Here is a 22,054-nt window from a genome sequence, read left to right on the forward strand (position 1 = left end):
CGACGAAAGCGATGCCCGTGTCCGACACATCTCCCACGCCCGAGGCGCCCCAGATCGACGAGGCGACCATCACCGCCGCGATCGATGCCGCGCTCGCGGCGATCGCCGCCGCCCCCGACACCGCCACCCTGAAGCAGGTCCGGACGGAGCACGTCGGCGATGCGAGCGTGCTGACGTCCGCGAACCGCGCGATCAAGGATCTGCCCAAGGACCAGAAGGCGGCAGCCGGCAAGCTGGTGGGCCAGGGCAAGGGTCGTGTGCAGAAGGCGCTGGCCGCCCGCCAGGCGGAGCTCGCGGCCGCCGAGGAGGAGGCCGCGCTCGCCGCCGAGACCGTCGATGTCACGCTGCCGACGGATCGGCGGCCCCGCGGTGCCGCGCACCCGTTGACGACGCTCACCGACCGGATCGACGACTTCTTCGTCGGGATCGGCTGGGAGGTCGCCGAGGGCCCGGAGATCGAGTCGTCCTGGCTGAACTTCGATGCGCTGAACGCGGATCCCGAGCATCCGTCCCGTTCCCTGCAGGACACCCTGTACGTCGCGCCCGAGGGCTCGGGGATGCTGCTGCGCACCCAGACCTCGCCGGTCCAGATCCGCGCGATGCTCGAGCGCGGCGCCCCGCTGTATGTCATCTGCCCCGGCACCGTATACCGCGCGGACGAGATCGATGCCACCCACTCGCCGATGTTCCACCAGGTCGAGGGGCTCGCGATCGACGAGAACCTGACCATGGCGAATCTCGTCGGGACCCTGGACGCCTTCGCGGCCCATCTCTTCGGCGGGCAGCCCATCACGCGGCTGCGCCCCAACCACTTCCCCTTCACCGAGCCCAGTGCCGAGATGGATTTCCGCTGCTTCAACTGCGAGGCACGGCTGGGTCCGGACCATGACGCCGACCCCGCCTGCCGGGTCTGCGGCGGCACCGGCTGGATCGAGATGGGCGGCTGCGGCATGGTCCACCCGAACGTGCTGCGCGCCGCGGGGGTGGACCCCGACCGGTACCAGGGTTTCGCCTTCGGGCTCGGGATCGAGCGCCTGCTCATGCTCCGCAACGGGGTGGCGGACATGCGCGACATGGTGGAGGGCGACGTCCGCTTCTCCCAGCACTACGGGACGGAGATCTGAGATGCCACGCATTCCCCTGACCTGGCTCGCCGAGCACGTGAGCCTGCCCACCGGCGCCTCGGCCCTGCAGGTGGCCACCGACCTCTCGCGGGTCGGCCTCGAGGAGGAGGCGATCATCGGCGCGCAGGTGACCGGCCCACTCGTCGTCGGCCGCGTGCTCGACCTCGCGGGCGAGCCGCAGAAGAACGGCAAGACCATCAACTGGGTGCGTGTGGACGTCGGGCCCGAGCACGACGAGGCCGCCGACGACCCCGAGGACCCCCAGCCCGGGCAGGAGCGGCCCAGCCGCGGCATCGTCTGCGGCGCGCACAACTTCGAACGCGGCGACCTGGTCGTGGTCTCCCTGCCCGGCACGGTGCTGCCCGGGGACTTCGCGATCGCTGCCCGGAAGACCTACGGGCACACCTCCGACGGCATGATCTGCTCGGGCCAGGAACTGGGACTGGGCGAGGACCCTTCGGGCGAGGACGGCATCATCGTGCTGGGCCGCGGCCACGCCGAGGGCGTGACGGCGGAGCCCGGGGACGACGCGATCGCCCTGCTGGGGCTCGCCGACGAGATCGTCGAGATCAACGTGACCCCGGACCGCGGGTACTGCTTCTCGATGCGCGGGGTGGCTCGTGAGTACTCCCACGCCACCGGCGCCGCCTTCACCGATCCGGTCACCGCGGTCGACCTCGCCGCTCCGCACGGGACCGGTGTCGACGTGCAGCTGCGCGATGATGCTCCTGTCCGCGACCGCCCTGGCTGCAGCCGTTTCGTCGCCCTCGAAGTGCGCGGCGTGGATCCGAGCGCGCAGACGCCCCGCTGGATGGCGCGCCGTCTCACCCAGGCGGGGATGCGACCCATCTCCCTGATCGTGGACGTCACCAATTACGTGATGCTCGATTTCGGCCAGCCGCTGCACGCCTACGACGCCGAGCAGGTCGTCGCCCCGATCGTGGTGCGCCGCGCCCGTCGTGGGGAGAAGCTCACCACGCTCGATGACGTCACTCGCACCCTCGATCCCGAGGACCTGCTGATCACCGACAGCGACGGCGGTGAGGGCGCGCGAGTGCTCGGCATCGCCGGCGTCATGGGCGGCGAGGACACCGAGGTCTCCGGAGCCACGAAGGACATCATTCTCGAGGCCGCGACGTTCGAGCCGGTCACGGTGGCCCGCTCCGCACGTCGGCACCGTCTGCCCTCCGAGGCCTCCAAGCGCTTCGAGCGGGGCGTGGATCCCCGGCTGCCGCTGGTGGCCGCCTCCCGGGCCGCCCAGCTGATCGCGCGATTCGGCGGCGGCGAGATCGCCGCGCGGAGCACCGACGAGGGAGCGGTCCAGGAGCCGGACGCCATCCGCCTCGACGTCGGCGACGCCGAGCGCGTGGTGGGCATCGAGTACTCGCCGGCGCAGGTGCGCGGGGCCCTCGAGCGGATCGGCTGCACGGTCGACGACGGCGGGGAGGGCGTCCTCGTGGTCACGCCCCCGAGCTGGCGCCCGGACCTCACCCTCCGCGAGGACCTGGTCGAGGAGATCGCGAGACTGGTCGGCTACGAGAAGATCCCCTCGGTGCTGCCGACGGCTCCCGGCGGCCGCGGACTCACGGTCGCCCAGCGCGCTCGCCGGCACGCCCACCGGGCGCTCGTCGAGGCGGGCCTGACCGAGGTCGCCTCCTACCCCTTCGTCGCCTCCGGCGTCTTCGACACCCTCCGTTACGAGGCCGGCGACGTGCGGCGCGACGCGGTGCGTCTGCTGAACCCGCTGGCCGACGACGAGCCTCTGCTGCGCACCTCGCTGCTGCAGTCCCTGCTGCCGGTGGCACGGCGCAACCTCGGCCGTGGTGAGGAGTCGGTCGCGATCTTCCAGGTCGCCACCACCTCGATCGCCCGGGGCGGCGAGGCGCGCGCGCCGATCCCGCCGGCCGCGCAGCGCCCCACCGATGCGGAGCTCGAGGAGCTCCTGGGCGCACTTCCCGCGCAGACGCGCGCACTGGGCGCGGTCGTCGGCGGCGCCTCCGGGCCGGATTCCTGGCAGGGCGAGCCCGCAGCCTGGGGCTGGGCGGATGCCTTCGATCTCGCCCATCGCGCGGCCGCGGCCGTCGGCGCCCGGCTCGAGGTGCGCCAGGTCGAGTCCGCGCCCTTCCATCCCGGTCGCGCCGGCGAGCTGCGCATCACCGGGGCCGACGGGGAGCCCGCCGTCATCGGCCACGCCGGTGAGCTGCACCCCGCTGTGGTCAAGGAGTTCGCGCTCCCGGCGCGCGCGAGCGCACTCGAGCTCGATCTCGAGGCGCTGATCGCCTCGGCGCCGGGCGTCGTGCGGGCCGCCCCGGTCTCCACGTACCCGCTGGCCAAGGAGGACTTCGCCTTCGTGGTCGAGGATTCGGTGCCGGCGAGCGCGGTCGAGGCCGCGATCGTGGTGGGCATCGGCGACCTCGCGGAGGACGTCCACCTCTTCGACGTCTACACCGGGGACCAGATCGGCGACGGCAAGAAGTCGCTGGCCTTCGCGGTGCGGCTGCGTTCGTCCGAGGGCACCCTGAGCGCGGAGGAGATCGGCGAGGCCCGTGCGCGCTGCATCGCGACGGTCGGTACCGCTGTCGGGGGAGTGCTGCGGGCCTGAGCGAGGCGCCGCCCGGTGTGACGGCGCCCGCAGACTTTGCATTGGCTGATCATGCACTCAGCTGTATATACTTCCGGTATGTCGTCTGCACCGGGTGTCCCCTCCACCGCCGCCGCGTCCTCGACCGCGGGCGCCGCCCCCTCGCGCCTGCCGCGGGCGGCCGTCGTCGGGGCCTCCGGCTACGCCGGCGGGGAGGCCCTGCGCCTGCTGGCCGGCCATCCCGGCATCGAGGTCGCGACGGTCACCGCGCACTCGAGCGCCGGCAAGCGTCTCAGCGAGGTCGCCCCGCACATCGATCTCGGCCGCGATCCCGTGCTGCAGGAGACCACGGTGGAGACCCTGCGCGGGCACGACGTGGTGGTCCTCGCCCTGCCTCACGGGCAGTCGGGACAGATCGCCGCCGCCCTGCGGGCCGAGGACCCCGACGTGCTGGTCCTCGACCTGGGCGCGGACCATCGCCTCGAGAGCGCCGAGGACTGGGCCGAGTACTACCGCAGTGAGCACTCCGGCACCTGGACCTACGGGATGCCCGAGCTGCCGCTGGCGGACGGCACCCGTCAGCGCGAGCTGCTGGTCGGCGCCCGGGAGATCGCCGTCCCCGGCTGCAACGCGACCGCGGTCTCCCTGGCCCTCGCCCCGCTCGTGCGCGCCGGGCTGCTCGATGCCACGCAGCTCAGCGCCGTGCTGCCCGTCGGCCCCTCCGGTGCGGGCCGCTCACCCAAGCAGCACCTGCTGTTCAGCGAGATCTCCGGCGCCGCGTCCGCCTACGCGGTCGGCGGCACCCACCGCCACATCCCCGAGGTGCTCCAGAACCTGCGTCGCGCCTCCGGCCGCGAGGACGTCCGCCTGAGCTTCACCCCCGTGCTGGTGCCCATGAGCCGCGGCATCCTCGCGGTCATCACCGCTCCGGTCAGCGACTCGGCCACCACCGCGGACCTGCTCGAGACCCTCCGCGCCGACTACGCCGAGGAGCACTTCGTCACCGTCCTCGAGGAGGGCGTCTTCCCCTCGACCGGCGAGGTGGTCGGGGCGAACACCGTGCGCCTGGGCGCCGCGACGGACCGACGCAGCGGCCAGGCCACCGTGATCGCGGCGATCGACAACCTGGTCAAGGGAACCGCCGGAGCCGCGCTCCAGTCGCTGAACCTCGCGCTCGGGATCCCCGAGACCACCGGCCTCACCCGGACCGCGATCGCCCCCTGACCCGCCGGCGACGATCTCGCCGATCCTGCTGAGCACAGCCCCTTGTCACCCTCCAGCCCACGGCCCCGCACCGTCGGCCCCGTCCCGCCCGAGGAGACCTCGTGTCGATCACCCGCCCCCGCGGCTTCCGTGCCGCCGGACTCGACGCCGGCATCAAGTCCGCCGACGCCCCGGACCTCGCCCTCGTCGTCAACGACGGCCCTCGCGACACCGCCGCTGCGGTGTTCACCGCCAACCGCGTGCAGGCCGCACCCGTCCTCTGGTCGCGCCGCGCCGTGGCCGACGGCCGGGCCCGCGCCGTGGTGCTCAACTCCGGCGGCGCCAACGCTTGCACCGGCCCCGACGGCTTCGCCGACACCCACCGCACCGCCGAGCACCTCGCCGGCGTCCTCGACGTCTCCGCGCAGGACGTCCTGGTCTGCTCTACCGGGCTGATCGGCGAGCGGCTGCCGATGGAGCCGCTGCTGACCGGCGCCACCGCCGCGGCCGTGCAGCTCGCAGCCGGCGCGGAGGCCGATACCGCTGCTGCCCGGGCGATCATGACCACCGACTCGGTGCCGAAGACCGCCGAGGCCACGACCGGATCCGGGGTCGTCGTCGGCGGCATCGCCAAGGGTGCCGGGATGCTCGCGCCCCAGCTCGCGACGATGCTCGTGGTGCTCACCACCGACGCGGACGTCGACGCCGAGATCGCGCGGACCGCGCTGCGCACCGCGACCTCCACCACCTTCGACCGGGTCGACTCCGACGCCTGCATGTCGACCAACGACACCGTGATCCTGCTGGCCTCCGGGGCCAGTGGCCTCACCGTGGGTGTCGAGGAACTCACCGAGGCGGTCCGCGCGGTCAGCGCGGACCTCGCCCGCCAGCTCGTGGCCGACGCCGAGGGCGCCGGCCACGACGTCCACGTCGTGGTCCGCTCCGCGAGCACCGAGGACGCGGCCCTCGCCGTCGCCCGCGAGATCGCGCGCTCCAACCTGGTCAAGGCCGCGATCTTCGGCAACGACCCGAACTGGGGCCGGATCGTGGCGGCCGCCGGGTGTGTGAGCGAGGCCGACGCCCCCTTCGACCCCGCTGACCTCTCGGTGCACGTCAACGGTGTGCAGGTGTGCCGTGAGGGCGGCGCCCACCGCGACCGCTCCGAGGTCGACATGACCCCCCGCGAGACCGTCATCGAGGTCGACCTCGGGGCCGGCTCGGCGACCGGGGACATCTGGACCAACGACCTCACCCACGACTACGTCGAAGAGAACAGCGCCTACTCCTCATGACCCCGCAGCCCGAGACCCCCGAGATTCCTGAGCCCCCCGTGATCTCCGAGCCGAGCCCGGCCGCCGGCGGCGCCGCGCAGTCGGCGACCGACGACGGCCCGCTGGTCGGCAAGAACCCCCTCGCCCAGCTCGACGCCGCCCGCACCGAGGCACGCGAGAAGTCCGAGGTGCTCATCGAGGCGATGCCCTGGATGCAGCGCTTCCGCGACAGGATCGTGGTGGTCAAGTACGGCGGCAACGCCATGGTGGACGAGGGGCTGCGGCGCCGCTTCGCGGCCGACATGGTCTTCATGCGCCTGGCCGGGATCCACGTCGTCGTCGTCCATGGCGGCGGACCGCAGATCAGCTCGATGCTCGATCGTGTCGGCATCGACTCCACCTTTCAGGGCGGTCTGCGCGTCACCGACGCCGACACCATGGACGTGGTGCGCATGGTCCTGGTCGGGCAGGTGGGCCGCCAGCTCGTCGGCCTCATCAATCATCACGGCCCCTTCGCCGTCGGGATGTCGGGGGAGGACGCGCGACTGTTCACCGCGACCCGGCGCGGCACCGTCGTCGACGGCGAGGACGTCGACCTCGGGCACGTCGGCGCGGTCAGCGGGGTGCGCATCGATGCGATCAGCGACCTGCTCGACAGCGGCCGCATCCCGGTGATCTCCTCGATCGCCCCCGAGGTCGACGCCGCCGGCGACCCCACCGGCGAGGTGCTCAACATCAACGCCGACCTCGCCGCCGCCGCGCTCGCGGAGGGGCTGGACGCCGAGAAGCTCGTGATGCTCACCGATGTCGAGGGCCTGTACCGCGACTGGCCCGACCGCGGCTCGCTGATCCCCGAGATCTCCGCCTCCGATCTGCGCTCCATGCTGCCCACCCTCACGAGCGGGATGATCCCGAAGGCGGAGGCCCTGCTCGGCGCTGTCGACGCCGGCGTGCGCACCGCCGCGATGATCGACGGGCGCATCGAGCACGCGGTGCTGCTGGAGGTCTTCACCACCAAGGGTGTCGGCACGATGGTCAGGAGGGACGACTATGTCTGAGCAGGATCAGAAGAAGCTCCCGGGCGCCGCCCCCGACGCCCCGGTTCACTCCGCAGGTGCCGGCGAGGGCACCGGCGGCCTTGCCGAGCGGTACCGCGAGGCGCTGCTGCCCGTGTTCGGCAGCCCGCAGAGGATCCTCGCCCGCGGCGCCGGAGTGCGGGTCTGGGACACCGACGGCACCGAGTACCTGGACCTGCTGGGCGGCATCGCCGTGAATGCTCTCGGCCACGCACATCCGGCGATCCTCTCGGCGCTGACCAAGCAGGCCGAGACCCTCGGGCACGTCTCCAACTTCTTCGCCACCGCCCCGCAGATCGAGCTCGCCGAGAAGCTGCTGACCCTCGCCGGCGCACCGGCCGGCTCCGGCGTGTTCTTCGCGAACTCCGGGAGCGAGGCGAACGAGGCGGCCTTCAAGATCGCCCGCCGCACCGGACGTCCGCGCATCCTCGCCCTGTCGAACTCCTTCCACGGCCGCACGATGGGCGCCCTGGCGCTGACGTCGAAGGAGGCCTACCGCGCCCCCTTCGAACCCCTGCCCGGCGGGGTCGAGTTCCTCGAGGCGGGCGACGAGCGGGCCCTGGCCGAGGCCCTCGCTCCCGGGGACGTGGCCGCGGTGTTCGCCGAGCCCATCCAGGGCGAGGCGGGGGTACGCCCGCTCGGGGGCGAGTACCTCCGGGCGCTGCGGCGCCTCACCCGCGACCACGGCACGCTGCTGGTGCTCGACGAGGTGCAGACCGGCATGGGCCGCACCGGGCACTGGTTCGCCCACCAGGCGATCGAGGGACTGCAGCCCGACGTCATGACTCTGGCCAAGGGCCTCGGAGGCGGATTCCCGGTCGGTGCCGTCCTCAGCTTCGGCGCCGACGTCCACGACCTCCTGCAGCCCGGTCAGCACGGCACCACCTTCGGCGGCAACCCGCTCGCCGCCGCCGCCGGCCTCGCCGTGATCGGCACCCTGCTCGAGGAAGGCCTGCTCGAGCACGTGCGCACCGTCGGCGCGCAGGTGAGCGCCGACGTGCTCGCGCTCGAGCACCCGCTGATCACCGAGGTGCGCGGGGACGGGCTGCTGCTCGGGATCGGACTGGCCCAGCCGATCGCCAAGCAGGTCGCCGCGGAGGCCCTGGAGGCCGGATTCATCCTCAACGCGCCCGACGAGTCCACCCTGCGACTCGCCCCGCCCCTGATCATCACCTCGGCGGATCTCGACACCTTCGTCGCCGCCCTGCCCGACCTGCTCACGGCCGCCACGGCCGATGGAGAGAACTGACATGCCCCGCCACTTCCTGCGCGACGACGACCTCGCCCCTGCCGAGCAGAAGGAGGTCCTGGCGCTCGCCCTCGAGCTCGCCGGGGACCGCTTCGCCCAGCGCCCCCTCGAGGGCCCGCGCACGGTTGCGATCATGTTCGACAAGTCCTCGACCCGCACCCGCGTCTCCTTCGCGACCGGTGTCGCGGAGCTCGGCGGCAGCCCGCTGGTGATGGAGGCCGGGTCGAGCCAGCTGGGCCGCGGAGAGTCGATCGCCGACACCACCCGGGTGCTCACCCGCATGGTCTCGGCGATCGTGTGGCGCACCTTCGGCCAGGAGCGGATCGAGGAGATGGCGGCGCACGCCACCGTCCCCGTCGTCAACGCCCTGACCGACGAGTTCCACCCCTGCCAGATCCTGGCGGATCTGCAGACCATCGCCCAGCACACCGGGGGACTGGCCGAAGGGGAGGCGGCGCTGGCGGGCCGCTCGATGGCCTATCTCGGGGACGGCGCCAACAACATGGCGCACTCCTATCTGCTCGGCGGCGCGACCGCCGGGATGGACGTGCGCCTCGCCACCCCCGCCACGCACCGGCCCGACCCGGGGATCCTCGCGCGCGCCACGGAGATCGCGGCGTCCACCGGCGGATCCGTCCTGGTCACCGAGGACCCGCGGGAGGCCGTCACGGGTGCCACCGCGGTCCTCACCGACACCTGGGTGTCGATGGGTCAGGAGGGGGAGGACGGCCGCGGGGGAACGACGTTCTCCCCCTACCAGGTCACCGAGGAACTGATGGCGCTCTCCGGGGGGATCTTCCTGCACTGCCTGCCCGCCTACCGGGGCAAGGAGGTAGCCGCCTCCGTGATCGACGGTCCGCGCTCGGTGGTCTGGGACGAGGCCGAGAACCGCCTGCACGCACAGAAGGCGCTGCTCACCTGGCTGCTGACCCGTTCCGGCACCGCAACCGATGCCGGCGACGCCCGCTCCCGCCGGGCCGGGGAGCGACGATGAGCGAGCAGCGCCGGGCCCTCGCGCAGACCAAGACCTCCCGGCAGCAGCGCATCGTCCAGCTGCTCACCCACCAGGAGGTCTCCTCCCAGTCCCAGCTCGCGCAGCTGCTGACCGCCGAGGGGACCGAGGTCACGCAGGCCACCCTCTCTCGCGACCTCGTCGAGCTGCAGGCGGAGAAGGTCCGCGGTTCGGCCGGCAGCCTCGTCTACCGGCTCCCTCCCGAGGGCGGCACGCCGCGACCCGCAGGTCCGCCCGCCGAGAGCGAGCTGCTGGAGGCGCGCCTGCCACGCTTGGCGGAAGGGCTCCTCGTCTCCGCCGAGGCCAGCGGCAACCTCGTCGTCGTGCGGACCCCGCCGGGTGGTGCGCAGTATCTCGCCTCCGCCCTGGACCGATCGGTGATGCCCGACGTGCTGGGTACGATCGCGGGCGACGACACCGTGCTGCTGGTCTCCCGCGATCCCGACGGCGGCGAGCGGCTCGCCGGACGGCTGCTCGAACTGGCCGACGGGCGCCGCGAGACGCCCGAGTGCTCCGAGTCGCCGGATGCCCTGGATGCCCCGGAGGCCCCGGAGCGTCCTGCGGAGCCAGGCCTCGGCGGGACCTCACCCGGCACCTGATCCCACCGACCCGGGCGCAGCCCGCGCCGCGCCCGCCCCGACCTCGCAACGACGTCAGAACCGACCTCTTCTAGGAGCATTACCGTGACCGAACGCATCGTCCTCGCCTACTCCGGCGGCCTCGACACCTCCGTGGCCATCGGCTGGATCCACGACGCCACCGGCGCCGACGTCATCGCCTGCGCGGTGGACGTCGGCCAGGGCGGCGAGGACCTCGAGGTGATCCGCCAGCGCGCCCTGGACTGCGGCGCCGTCGAGGCCTACGTCGCCGACGCCCGCGACGAGTTCGCGCGGGAGTACTGCATGGCCGCCCTGAAGGCCAACTCCCTGTACATGGACGCCTACCCGAACGTCTCGGCGATCTCCCGGCCGGTGATCACCAAGCACCTGGTCAAGGCCGCCAAGAAGTTCGGCGCCACCACCGTCGCCCACGGCTGCACCGGCAAGGGCAACGACCAGGTGCGCTTCGAGGTCTCGATCACCTCGCTCGCCCCGGAGCTGAAGTGCATCGCCCCGGTGCGCGACCTCGCGCTGACCCGCGACAAGGCGATCCAGTACGCCGAGCGCAAGGGCCTGCCGATCGAGACCACGAAGCACAACCCGTTCTCGATCGACCAGAACGTGTGGGGCCGCGCCATCGAGACCGGCTTCCTCGAGGACATCTGGAACGAGCCCACCAAGGACATCTTCAGCTACACCGACGACCCGGCCTTCCCGCCGGTCGCCGACGAGGTCGTCGTCTCCTTCGAGCGCGGCGTCCCGGTCGCGATCGACGGCCGGGCGGTCACCCCGCTGGAGGCCATCCAGGAGATGAACCGCCGCGCCGGCGCCCAGGGCATCGGCCGCATCGACATCGTCGAGGACCGCCTGGTGGGCATCAAGTCCCGCGAGGTCTACGAGGCCCCCGGCGCGATGGCCCTGATCACCGCCCATCAGGAGCTCGAGCGGGTGACCCTCGAGCGCGAGCAGGCGCGCTTCAAGCGCACCGTCGGCGATCGCTGGACCGAGATGGTCTACGACGGCCAGTGGTTCTCCCCGCTGAAGAAGTCCCTGGATGCCTTCATCGAGGACACCCAGCACTACGTCAACGGCGACATCCGGATGACGCTGCACGGCGGCCGCGCGACCGTGACCGGCCGGCGCACGGAGACCGGGCTGTACGACTTCAACCTCGCCACCTACGACGAGGGCGACGCCTTCGACCAGTCCAGCGCCCGCGGCTTCATCGACATCTACGGGCTCGCCGCCAAGCAGGCCGCGGCCCGCGACGTCGCCTTCGGCAACGGCGAGGACCTCACCGCCGGGGACCCCGAGTGAGCACCGCGACCCCGGGCCCCGAGGGCACCTCGGCTCCGTCGGGGGGCAGCGCTGCGCTGTGGGGCGGACGCTTCGGCTCCGGCCCCGCGGCCGCGCTGGCCTCGCTCTCGGTCTCCACCCACTTCGACTGGCGCCTGACCCAGTACGATCTGCGCGGCTCGAAGGCCCACGCGAACGTGCTGCACACCGCCGGACTGCTGAGCGACGACGAGCTGGGCCGCATGCAGGAGGCGCTCGACGTGCTCGTGGCCGACGTCGCCTCGGGCGCCTTCGTCGCGGCCGAGGACGACGAGGACGTGCACACGGCTCTCGAGCGCGGTCTCATCGAGCGCGCCGGCGGCGAGCTCGGCGGCAAGCTCCGTGCCGGACGCTCGCGCAATGACCAGATCGCCACGTTGATCCGGCTGTTCATCCGTGACCAGGCCCGTGCCGTCGGCGACCGGGTCCTCGACCTCGTCGAGGTGCTGCTCGAGCGCGCCCGCGAGGTGCACGGCGTCCCCATGCCGGGCCGCACGCATCTCCAGCACGCCCAGCCGCTGCTGCTGAGCCACCACCTGCTCGCCCACGCCTGGCCGCTGCTGCGGGACGTGGAGCGGCTGCGCGATCTCGACCGCCGCGCGGCGGTCTCCCCGTACGGGTCGGGCGCGCTGGCCGGCTCGAGCCTGGGTCTGGATCCTCAGGCCGTGGCCGCCGAGCTCGGCTTCGACGACTCGGTGTGGAACTCGATCGACGGCACCGCCTCGCGGGACCTGACCGCCGAGTTCTCCTTCGTGCTGGCGATGATCGGCATCGATCTCTCGCGGCTGGCGGAGGAGGTCATCCTGTGGAACACGAAGGAGTTCTCCTTCATCACCCTGGACGACTCCTTCTCCACCGGCTCCTCGATCATGCCGCAGAAGAAGAACCCGGACATCGCCGAGCTCGCCCGCGGCAAGGCGGGCCGGGTGGTCGGGGACCTGGTCGGCCTGCTGACCACCCTCAAGGCCCTGCCGTTGGCGTACAACCGCGATCTGCAGGAGGACAAGGAGCCGGTCTTCGACCAGGTCGACTCGCTCGACCTGGTGCTGCCGGCCTTCACGGGGATGATGGCCACGCTCGTCTTCCACACCGAGCGGATGGCGCAGCTGGCCCCGCAGGGCTTCTCGCTCGCGACCGACATCGCCGACCACCTGGTGCGCCACGGCGTGCCCTTCCGCAGCGCGCACGAGATCTCCGGCGCCTGTGTGAAGGTCGCCGAGGAGCAGGACAAGGAGCTGTGGGACCTCACGGACGACGAGCTCGCCGCGATCTCCGAGCACCTCGATCCCTCGGTGCGCGAGGTGCTCTCGGTCGAGGGCTCCATCGCTTCCCGTGACGCCAAGGGCGGGACCGCCCCGGTACGGGTGGCCGAGCAGGAGCGGGCCGTCGGCGATTCCGTCGCGCAGCTGCGGGCCTTCACCCGGGACCGCTGAGACGCCCGGCACGGGGCGTGACCGCTCCGGCATCGCTGTGCGGTCCGTGAGCCCCGAGGGCGGACCGGGTATCCCGGCGGCGGCCGGCGACCACCAGGAGTCCGCCGGCCGCCGCCGCGGGTCATGGCGCCGTCAGAACCTGCGGGCGAGGATCTGTGACAATGGCGCACGACGCCGCATCTCCGCGTCCACGGTGCCGTGTCCGGACCGGCCGTCGGCCGCCGGCCACCCGCACCCTTCCATCCGGCACGCCGTGCCCCACCGAGAGGAACCGATCGATGCATTCCGTCCTGGACGAGCTCGCCTGGCGAGGACTCGTCGTGCAGACCACCGGGCGCGAGGCGCTCGGCAGCGCTCTGGCGGACGGACCGGTCAGCCTGTATTGCGGCTTCGACCCGACGGCCGCCTCCCTGCACGTCGGCCACCTGACCCAGGTGCTGACGATGCGACGGCTCCAGCTCGCCGGCCACCATCCCTATGCCCTGGTGGGCGGTGCGACCGGGCTGATCGGTGATCCGCGCATGTCCGGGGAGCGCGTCCTGAACGACGTCGAGATCGTCAACGGGTGGGTGGACAGCCTGCGCTCGCAGATCTCCCGCTTCCTCGATCTCGAGGGCGATCACGCAGTGACCATGGTCAACAACCTCGACTGGATCGGGGAGATGAGCGCCCTCGATTTCCTGCGTGACATGGGCAAGCACTTCCGCATGGGCACCATGCTCGGCAAGGAGACCGTGGCCCGGCGGCTCCAGAGCGACGAGGGGATCAGCTACACCGAGTTCAGCTACCAGGTGCTCCAGGGCATCGACTACCTCGAGCTGCATCGGCGGTACGGGGTGAGCCTGCAGTACGGCGGGAACGACCAGTGGGGCAACCTCCTCGCGGGCGTCGACCTGATCCACAAGGTCGAGGGGCACGACGCCCACGCCCTGACCACCCCACTGGTGACCAAGGCCGACGGCAGCAAGTTCGGCAAGAGCGAGGGCGGCGCGATCTGGCTCGACGCCGAGCTCACCAGCCCCTACGCCTTCCACCAGTTCTGGCTCAACGCGGCCGATGCGGACGTCGTGAAGTACCTGCGGTACTTCACCTTCCGCACGCAGGAGGAGATCGCCGAGCTCGAGCAGGCCACGGAGGAGTCCTCGCACCTCCGCACGGCACAGCGCGCCCTGGCCGACGATCTCACCACGCTGGTCCATGGCGAGCAGGCGACGGCCCAGGCCACGGCCGCGGCAGCGGTCCTGTTCGGCCGAGGGGACGTGCGGGCGCTCGATGAGCAGACGGTCCGCTCCCTGGTCCGGGAGCTGCCCGGTGCCGAGCTGACGGCGACCACTGCGCTGGTGGATGCCTTCGTCGCCTCCGGAATCGCGCAGTCCAAAGGCGCTGCGCGCCGAGGTGCCGACGAGGGTGGGCTCTCCGTCAACGGCGAGAAGATCACCGCGGAGGACCTCACTCGGGAGCTGGGGGAGCTCGATGCGCTCCCCGGAGCGCATCTCCTCCTGCGCCGTGGCCGCAAGAACGCCGCGATGGTGCGCCTCGTCGGTTGAGGCACCGTCCCGCAGATCGCCCCGGACTCTCCACGACGGAGGTTCCGGGGCGTTCTGCTTCCGGAGCCGGGCAAGCAAGCCAGGCAAGCACACCGGGCAAGCGGACCAGGGCCGATGGCCGGGCCCGACGACCGGGACCGCCGGCCGGGCGCGAAGACTTCGACCGCGGGCCGGGACCGCCGGCCGGGCCCGACGACCGGGATCACCGACCGCCGAAAGCGACCCGGCACGCGAACCGTGGTCGCCGACCGGGCCCACGCAGCCGGCCGGGACCGCCGGGGAAGCCGCGGACTCGAACTCCCGGCGGCGCAGACCTCCTCGACCGTGACGCCCCTCTCAGACGTGGATCACATCTGCATGAACGAGCGCTTTCCGAGACCCGGAAAAGGCACCATGACCTGCAGACACAGCCCTCACTGAGGGTGAACACCGGGCGAATTCGCCGGTTTGCTCGTGGGCCGGGCGCCGCGTAATGTCCTCTCTTGTCAGCAGCGAGGACGCAGACGCGAGAGGCCGAGAGGCTCCCCTGAGGAGCCGGCGGCCAGCAGCGGATGGGAACGAGATGCTGACCCGGACTCCCGAGCAATGGGGAGGACGGCCGTGGACGGCCCACCGGGATGATCGCCCAGCGATCTGAACGAGATGCGGGACACGGACGGCGGAGTTGGACTTGGCCGCGAAGAACTGCTAGAGTGGTGACTCGCGCCGGGACGACGAAGCACATGAAGTCGTCACCGGGTCACACCGGGCGGCGCATCCGAGCCTCTGACGCAGACCGCGATCGCGGGATGAGAACGATGTGCGCGTGTTGCTTGATATCTCAATAGCGTGTCTGTTTGTTGATGCCATTATTTTGAATGGCAAATTTTAACGGATGATACAGCAGTTTATGCTGGTTGTTTGTTGTTTGCCGGGATTTTTTCTATGTTTTCATGGAGAGTTTGATCCTGGCTCAGGACGAACGCTGGCGGCGTGCTTAACACATGCAAGTCGAACGATGACGACCGGGCTTGCCTGGTCTGATTAGTGGCGAACGGGTGAGTAACACGTGAGTAACCTGCCCCTCACTTCGGGATAACCTCGGGAAATCGAGGCTAATACCGGATACGAGTTTCCGCCGCATGGTGGTTTCTGGAAAGTTTTTCGGTGAGGGATGGACTCGCGGCCTATCAGTTTGTTGGTGAGGTAATGGCTCACCAAGGCGATGACGGGTAGCCGGCCTGAGAGGGCGACCGGCCACACTGGGACTGAGACACGGCCCAGACTCCTACGGGAGGCAGCAGTGGGGAATATTGCACAATGGGCGAAAGCCTGATGCAGCGACGCCGCGTGAGGGATGACGGCCTTCGGGTTGTAAACCTCTTTCAGTAGGGAAGAAGCGAAAGTGACGGTACCTGCAGAAGAAGCGCCGGCTAACTACGTGCCAGCAGCCGCGGTAATACGTAGGGCGCAAGCGTTGTCCGGAATTATTGGGCGTAAAGAGCTTGTAGGTGGCTTGTCGCGTCTGCCGTGAAAACCCGAGGCTCAACCTCGGGCGTGCGGTGGGTACGGGCAGGCTAGAGTGTGGTAGGGGAGACTGGAACTCCTGGTGTAGCGGTGAAATGCGCAGATATCAGGAAGAACACCGATGGCGAAGGCAGGTCTCTGGGCCATTACTGACACTGAGAAGCGAAAGCATGGGTAGCGAACAGGATTAGATACCCTGGTAGTCCATGCCGTAAACGTTGGGCACTAGGTGTGGGGGACATTCCACGTTCTCCGCGCCGTAGCTAACGCATTAAGTGCCCCGCCTGGGGAGTACGGCCGCAAGGCTAAAACTCAAAGGAATTGACGGGGGCCCGCACAAGCGGCGGAGCATGCTGATTAATTCGATGCAACGCGAAGAACCTTACCAAGGCTTGACATGCACTGGACGGCTGCAGAGATGTGGCTTTCTTTGGACTGGTGCACAGGTGGTGCATGGTTGTCGTCAGCTCGTGTCGTGAGATGTTGGGTTAAGTCCCGCAACGAGCGCAACCCTCGTTCCATGTTGCCAGCGCGTTATGGCGGGGACTCATGGGAGACTGCCGGGGTCAACTCGGAGGAAGGTGGGGACGACGTCAAATCATCATGCCCCTTATGTCTTGGGCTTCAAGCATGCTACAATGGTCGGTACAATGGGTTGCGAAGCTGTGAGGTGGAGCGAATCCCAAAAAGCCGGCCTCAGTTCGGATTGGGGTCTGCAACTCGACCCCATGAAGTCGGAGTCGCTAGTAATCGCAGATCAGCAACGCTGCGGTGAATACGTTCCCGGGCCTTGTACACACCGCCCGTCAAGTCACGAAAGTCGGTAACACCCGAAGCCAGTGGCCCATCCTCGTGAGGGAGCTGTCGAAGGTGGGATCGGTGATTGGGACTAAGTCGTAACAAGGTAGCCGTACCGGAAGGTGCGGCTGGATCACCTCCTTTCTAAGGAGCATCACCAGTATTGGTGGCCATCTTCCTGCCCGAGTGTGGTGGGGGTGGTTGCTCACGGGTGGAACATCAACGGATGGGCACTTCACCGGTCATGGCCGGCTCTAGTACGACTCCTTCGGGGTCTGGAACGGGCTGGGGTGGCGGGTTCGAGGTGGAGACACGCTATTGGGTTGTGAGGCTGCACGCGTCTCCTGGGCTTTCGGGTCTGGGGGTGTGTGGCTGGTCCTCCCTCACCATGGATCGCTGGTTGGCGGTGGTGGTGGGTGTGGGGTTGTTTCTTGAGAACTACATAGTGGACGCGAGCATCTTGTAAGCAATTTTTAGATTTTGTGTCTTTGTGTTGTCTAAGTTTTAAAGGGCGCACGGTGGATGCCTTGGCAAGAAGAGCCGACGAAGGACGTGGGAGTCTGCGAAAAGCCTCGGGGAGTTGACAACCGAACTGTGATCCGAGGATGTCCGAATGGGGAAACCCACCGCGAGTCATGTCGCGGTACCCGCCACTGAATGTATAGGTGGTGTGGAGGGAACGCGGGGAAGTGAAACATCTCAGTACCCGCAGGAAGAGAAAACAAAGAGTGATTCCGTGAGTAGTGGCGAGCGAAAGCGGAGGTGGCTAAACCTGGTCTGTGTGATACCCGGCAGGGGTTGCAGGTTGGGGGTTGTGGGACGTGTCTGGTCCGTCTGCCGGCGGATCGGCGTGGACGTGCAGTGGTAGTCGAAGTCGTGGTGAGTGCGATGGCGTAGAGGGTGTGACCCCCGTAGACGAAACTGCTGTACGGCGTGATGCTGTTCCCGAGTAGCACCGGGCCCGTGAAATCCGGTGTGAATCTGCCAGGACCACCTGGTAAGCCTGAATACTACTTCTTGACCGATAGCGGACAAGTACCGTGAGGGAAAGGTGAAAAGCACCCCGGGAGGGGAGTGAAATAGTACCTGAAACCGTGTGCTTACAATCCGTCGGAGCCTTGAGGGGTGACGGCGTGCCTTTTGAAGAATGAGCCTGCGAGTTAGTGGTCGGTGGCGAGGTTAACCCGTGTGGGGTAGCCGTAGCGAAAGCGAGTCTGAACGGGGCGTTCAGTCGCCGGCTCTAGACCCGAAGCGAAGTGATCTATCCATGGGCAGTGTGAAGCGCGGGTAAGACCGCGTGGAGGCGCGAACCCACTTCAGTTGAAAATGGAGGGGATGACCTGTGGATAGGGGTGAAAGGCCAATCAAACTTCGTGATAGCTGGTTCTCCCCGAAATGCATTTAGGTGCAGCGTTGCGTGTTTCGTGTCGGAGGTAGAGCACTGGATAGGCGATGGGCCCCACCGGGTTACTGACCTTAGCCAAACTCCGAATGCCGATACGTGAGAGCGCAGCAGTGAGACTGTGGGGGATAAGCTTCATGGTCGAGAGGGAAACAGCCCAGAACATCAGCTAAGGCCCCTAAGCGTGTGCTAAGTGGAAAAGGATGTGGAGTTGCTGAGACAACCAGGAGGTTGGCTTAGAAGCAGCCACCCTTGAAAGAGTGCGTAATAGCTCACTGGTCAAGTGATTCTGCGCCGACAATTTAGCGGGGCTCAAGCACACCGCCGAAGCTGTGTCACTCCGGACGTATGTGCCGGGGTGGGTAGGGGAGCGTCGTGCAGCCGGTGAAGCCGCGGGGGAACCCAGTGGTGGAGGCTGTACGAGTGAGAATGCAGGCATGAGTAGCGATAGACGGGTGAGAAACCCGTCCGCCGATTGATCAAGGGTTCCAGGGCCAGGTTAATCCGCCCTGGGTTAGTCGGGACCTAAGGCGAGGCCGACAGGCGTAGTCGATGGACATCGGGTTGATATTCCCGAACCGATCGTAGGAGGACCCATACCGAGGCAGCTGATGCTAACCACCCGAGTCGCCTCCTGTCCCTTCGGGGATGGGTCGGTGGTGAGGCTGGGAACCAAGGTTGTAGTAGGTCAGCGCGAGGGATGACGCAGTGAGGTAGCTTCCGCGGACTTAATGGAATAGTCCGTCTAAGCGTGCAGCCCGGCCCCGGGTAATGCTGGGGCCTTGAGGGTCAGACGTGATGGGGATCCCGTAGGGGCGAAGGTGAGTGATCCTGTACTGCCTAGAAAAGTTCCGGCGTGACGAATGCGGTCGCCCGTACCCTAAACCGACTCAGGTGATCAGGTAGAGAATACCGAGGCGTTCGAGAGAATCGTGGTTAAGGAACTCGGCAAAATGCCCCCGTAACTTCGGGAGAAGGGGGGCCCGAGGAGTGAGAGCTCTGAGGGCCGCAGAGACCAGGGAGAAGCGACTGTTTACTAAAAACACAGGTCCGTGCGAAGTCGTAAGACGCTGTATACGGACTGACGCCTGCCCGGTGCTGGAAGGTTAAGAGGACCGGTTAGACCCTTTCGGGGGTCGACGCTGAGAATTTAAGCCCCAGTAAACGGCGGTGGTAACTATAACCATCCTAAGGTAGCGAAATTCCTTGTCGGGTAAGTTCCGACCTGCACGAATGGCGTAACGACTTCTCCACTGTCTCAACCGCGAACTCGGCGAAATTGCATTACGAGTAAAGATGCTCGTTACGCGCAGCAGGACGGAAAGACCCCGGGACCTTTACTATAGTTTGATATTGGTGTTCGGGACGGCTTGTGTAGGATAGGTGGGAGACTGGGAAGCATTCACGCCAGTGAGTGTGGAGTCATTGTTGAAATACCACTCTGGTCGTTCTGGATTCCTAACCTCGGTCCGTGATCCGGATCAGGGACAGTGTCTGATGGGTAGTTTAACTGGGGCGGTTGCCTCCTAAAGAGTAACGGAGGCGCTCAAAGGTTCCCTCAGCCTGGTTGGCAATCAGGTGTTGAGTGTAAGTGCACAAGGGAGCTTGACTGCGAGACAGACATGTCGGGCAGGTGCGAAAGCAGGAACTAGTGATCCGGCACTCCATTGTGGAATGGGTGTCGCTCAACGGATAAAAGGTACCCCGGGGATAACAGGCTGATCTTGCCCAAGAGCTCATATCGACGGCATGGTTTGGCACCTCGATGTCGGCTCGTCGCATCCTGGGGCTGGAGTTGGTCCCAAGGGTTAGGCTGTTCGCCTATTAAAGCGGTACGCGAGCTGGGTTTAGAACGTCGTGAGACAGTTCGGTCCCTATCCGCTGCGCGCGTTGGATATTTGAGAAGTCCTGTCCCTAGTACGAGAGGACCGGGATGGACTGACCTCTGGTGTGCCAGTTGTTCTGCCAAGAGCATGGCTGGTTGGCTACGTCGGGAAGGGATAACCGCTGAAAGCATCTAAGCGGGAAGCCTGCTTCAAGATGAGATATCCATGCACCCTTGTGGTGTGAGAGGCCCCCAGTAGATGACTGGGTTGATAGGCCAGATGTGGAAGCACAGCAATGTGTGGAGCTGACTGGTACTAATGGCCGATGACTTAACAACACTTGTATTGTGTGCTGTGTTCGCGTCCACTGTGTGGTTCTGGAGAAACAACCCCGGGACGCCATCTCGTTTGGGGGTGGTGTTGGTGGGCTGGTTGTGTCTCGTCGTGTTACGGCGGTCATAGCGTCGAGGAAACGCCCGGTTCCATTCCGAACCCGGAAGCTAAGCTCGATTGCGCCGATGGTACTGCACTCGGGAGGGTGTGGGAGAGTAGGACGCCGCCGGACATCTTCCACGGGAGTGGGAGGCAGCTGGAGACCCTGGAGACAGGGTTTCGCGCCTCCCACTCCCCTTTTTCATGCCCTGATGCGGTCGCGTACGGCCGTGAAGTCCCATCGGGAACTAGAGGCTAGTTTGTGGGGCGCTGGCCCTCGTGCGGGAGACTGCTCCTCCCTGCCCCTCGAACCGGCTTGACGTACTGCCCGTCACCCCGGGACCTTCTCGGCGGGCCCTTCAGGTGGCCCGAGGGTAGACTGAGCGGTCGTGTGCGAGGCGGTATCGCCTGTTGCCCCGTACAACGGCGGTGACGCCCTGTCGCCGCCGTCCACGCCAATGTCAGCGCCGGGAGCGGCTCCAAGAGCGCTCCCGTCGAGTCCCAGGAGAGCCATGACGTCCTCGCTGCCGGCCGTCCCCGTCATCGACGAGGATCTGGCGACGCGCATCGCGGCCCGCCTCGAGTTCATCGAGGAGCGCCTGCGCGACTCCGTCGCGACCTCCGACGACATGGCCCGTTGGACCGCTCGTCACCTCATGGACGCCGGCGGCAAGCGCGTCCGACCGATGCTCGTCCTGCTCGCAGCTGCCTTCGGTGACCTCGAGGAGGACACGGTCCTCGATGCCTCGGTCCTCGTGGAACTGACCCACCTGGCGAGTCTCTATCACGATGACGTCATGGACTCCGCCCCGACCCGACGGGGAACCGACAGCGCCCACGCGCTCTGGGGCAACAACGTCGCGATCCTCACCGGGGACTTCCTCTTCGCCCGGGCCAGCGCGCTGAGCGCGCGCATCGGTCCGGAGGCGGTCAGGCTGCACTCGGAGACCTTCGAGCGCCTCTGCCTCGGGCAGTTGCACGAGACCGTCGGCCCTGCCCCGCAGGACGACCCGTTCGAGCACTACATCTCCGTGCTCTCGGACAAGACCGCGTCCTTGCTCGCTCTCGCCGGAGAGCTCGGAGCGGTCCTGGCCAAGGCGCCCGCCGGAACGGGGGACATCATGCGCCGGTACGGCGAGAAGGTGGGCGTGGCCTTCCAGCTCGCCGACGACGTGCTCGACCTCGGCAGTGATGAGGAAACCAGCGGGAAGACTCCCGGTATCGACCTGCGCGAAGGTGTGCCGACGATGCCCACCCTCCTCGTGCGCCGTCGGGCGGCCCAGGAGGGTGACGCCCGCAGTCTCGAGATCGTCGCCCGGCTGGACGGGGATCTCAGCAGTGACGCCGCCCTGGCGGAGCTGGTGGCGCTGTTGCAGGAGGATCCAGCGCTCGAGGACACCCGGGCACTCGCCCAGAGGACCGCGGACGAATCAGTGCAGATCCTCGAGGAACTCCCGGCCGGAGCGGTCCGTGATGCCCTGATCGAGTTCACCCGCACTCTCGTCGAACGCCGGCGGTAGGCGTTCCCCGAGGTCAGCACGGTTTATCCGAGTTGACGGGGTCGGAGCCCGGACGGAGGGCGGAGTCCCGTGGCATAGACGGGTGTCTGCGAGTACCCTGGGACGGTCGTGCGCACGGCAGGGCCGACCCCGGGGGCGCA

At 68.1% G+C, this 22,054-nt stretch carries 12 protein-coding genes and 3 rRNA genes; all 15 read left to right on the plus strand.

The features are described 5' to 3' along the window. Nucleotides 1-17 precede the first annotated feature (17 nt). The 15 genes from pheS (at nucleotide 18) to JOF43_RS17105 (ending at nucleotide 21,914) form a co-directional block, all read left to right on the plus strand. Entirely contained in the window at nucleotides 18-1,124 is a 1,107-nt protein-coding gene (gene pheS / locus JOF43_RS17035) for a phenylalanine--tRNA ligase subunit alpha (RefSeq protein ID WP_209904215.1), read from the plus strand. 1 nt (nucleotide 1,125) lies between these two features. Then, on the plus strand, nucleotides 1,126-3,726 hold the full coding sequence (gene pheT, locus JOF43_RS17040) for a phenylalanine--tRNA ligase subunit beta (RefSeq protein ID WP_209904217.1): 2,601 nt from the start codon (nucleotides 1,126-1,128) through the stop codon (nucleotides 3,724-3,726). Between the two features lie 78 nt (nucleotides 3,727-3,804). After that, nucleotides 3,805-4,929, plus strand: coding sequence for an N-acetyl-gamma-glutamyl-phosphate reductase (gene argC, locus JOF43_RS17045; RefSeq protein ID WP_209904218.1), 1,125 nt, complete (start codon nucleotides 3,805-3,807; stop codon nucleotides 4,927-4,929). Nucleotides 4,930-5,030: 101 nt separating this feature from the next. Beyond that, the gene (argJ, locus tag JOF43_RS17050; RefSeq protein ID WP_209904220.1) at nucleotides 5,031-6,200 is read left to right on the plus strand and encodes a bifunctional glutamate N-acetyltransferase/amino-acid acetyltransferase ArgJ; all 1,170 of its coding nucleotides are present in this window, start codon (nucleotides 5,031-5,033) and stop codon (nucleotides 6,198-6,200) included. Further along, complete coding sequence (argB, locus tag JOF43_RS17055; protein WP_209904222.1) at nucleotides 6,197-7,237, plus strand: acetylglutamate kinase; 1,041 nt, start codon at nucleotides 6,197-6,199, stop codon at nucleotides 7,235-7,237. Before argJ ends, argB begins: the two co-directional genes overlap by 4 nt. Next, nucleotides 7,230-8,504 carry an acetylornithine transaminase gene (locus JOF43_RS17060; protein ID WP_209904223.1) on the plus strand — a complete coding sequence of 425 codons (1,275 nt, stop codon included), beginning with the start codon at nucleotides 7,230-7,232 and terminating at the stop codon, nucleotides 8,502-8,504. The genes argB and JOF43_RS17060 overlap by 8 nt, the downstream gene beginning before the upstream one ends. A 1-nt stretch (nucleotide 8,505) precedes the next feature. Beyond that, on the plus strand, nucleotides 8,506-9,498 hold the full coding sequence (gene argF / locus JOF43_RS17065; RefSeq protein WP_209904225.1) for an ornithine carbamoyltransferase: 993 nt from the start codon (nucleotides 8,506-8,508) through the stop codon (nucleotides 9,496-9,498). Then, nucleotides 9,495-10,115 carry an arginine repressor gene (locus JOF43_RS17070; RefSeq protein ID WP_245354592.1) on the plus strand — a complete coding sequence of 207 codons (621 nt, stop codon included), beginning with the start codon at nucleotides 9,495-9,497 and terminating at the stop codon, nucleotides 10,113-10,115. Before argF ends, JOF43_RS17070 begins: the two co-directional genes overlap by 4 nt. Before the next feature lie 84 nt (nucleotides 10,116-10,199). Next, nucleotides 10,200-11,432, plus strand: a complete 1,233-nt coding sequence (locus JOF43_RS17075; RefSeq protein ID WP_209904227.1) for an argininosuccinate synthase — start codon at nucleotides 10,200-10,202, stop codon at nucleotides 11,430-11,432. Beyond that, complete coding sequence (gene argH, locus JOF43_RS17080) at nucleotides 11,429-12,883, plus strand: argininosuccinate lyase (protein WP_209904229.1); 1,455 nt, start codon at nucleotides 11,429-11,431, stop codon at nucleotides 12,881-12,883. The genes JOF43_RS17075 and argH overlap by 4 nt, the downstream gene beginning before the upstream one ends. Before the next feature lie 278 nt (nucleotides 12,884-13,161). Further along, nucleotides 13,162-14,430: a tyrosine--tRNA ligase gene (tyrS, locus tag JOF43_RS17085; protein ID WP_209904230.1), complete on the plus strand. Its 1,269-nt coding sequence runs from the start codon at nucleotides 13,162-13,164 to the stop codon at nucleotides 14,428-14,430. Nucleotides 14,431-15,359: 929 nt separating this feature from the next. Further along, nucleotides 15,360-16,878, plus strand: a 16S ribosomal RNA gene (locus JOF43_RS17090). Nucleotides 16,879-17,228: 350 nt separating this feature from the next. After that, a 23S ribosomal RNA gene (locus tag JOF43_RS17095) occupies nucleotides 17,229-20,300 on the plus strand. 110 nt (nucleotides 20,301-20,410) lie between these two features. Further along, a 5S ribosomal RNA gene (rrf, locus tag JOF43_RS17100) occupies nucleotides 20,411-20,527 on the plus strand. The 16S, 23S and 5S rRNA genes sit together here, the layout of an rRNA operon. 379 nt (nucleotides 20,528-20,906) lie before the next feature. Continuing rightward, on the plus strand, nucleotides 20,907-21,914 hold the full coding sequence (locus JOF43_RS17105) for a polyprenyl synthetase family protein (RefSeq protein ID WP_209904232.1): 1,008 nt from the start codon (nucleotides 20,907-20,909) through the stop codon (nucleotides 21,912-21,914). Nucleotides 21,915-22,054: the final 140 nt, after the last annotated feature.

Source organism: Brachybacterium sacelli (genome assembly GCF_017876545.1).
In the GTDB taxonomy this organism is placed as follows: domain Bacteria; phylum Actinomycetota; class Actinomycetes; order Actinomycetales; family Dermabacteraceae; genus Brachybacterium; species Brachybacterium sacelli.

Excerpts from the sequence above, each read along its gene's own strand:
- pheT (WP_209904217.1), top strand. The coding sequence starts at position 1,126 with ATGCCACGCATTCCCCTGACCTGGCTCGCCGAGCACGTGAGCCTGCCC.
- argC (WP_209904218.1), top strand. The coding sequence starts at position 3,805 with ATGTCGTCTGCACCGGGTGTCCCCTCCACCGCCGCCGCGTCCTCGACC.
- argB (WP_209904222.1), top strand. The coding sequence starts at position 6,197 with ATGACCCCGCAGCCCGAGACCCCCGAGATTCCTGAGCCCCCCGTGATC.
- JOF43_RS17060 (WP_209904223.1), top strand. The coding sequence starts at position 7,230 with ATGTCTGAGCAGGATCAGAAGAAGCTCCCGGGCGCCGCCCCCGACGCC.
- argF (WP_209904225.1), top strand. The coding sequence starts at position 8,506 with ATGCCCCGCCACTTCCTGCGCGACGACGACCTCGCCCCTGCCGAGCAG.
- JOF43_RS17070 (WP_245354592.1), top strand. The coding sequence starts at position 9,495 with ATGAGCGAGCAGCGCCGGGCCCTCGCGCAGACCAAGACCTCCCGGCAG.
- tyrS (WP_209904230.1), top strand. The coding sequence starts at position 13,162 with ATGCATTCCGTCCTGGACGAGCTCGCCTGGCGAGGACTCGTCGTGCAG.
- JOF43_RS17105 (WP_209904232.1), top strand. The coding sequence starts at position 20,907 with ATGACGTCCTCGCTGCCGGCCGTCCCCGTCATCGACGAGGATCTGGCG.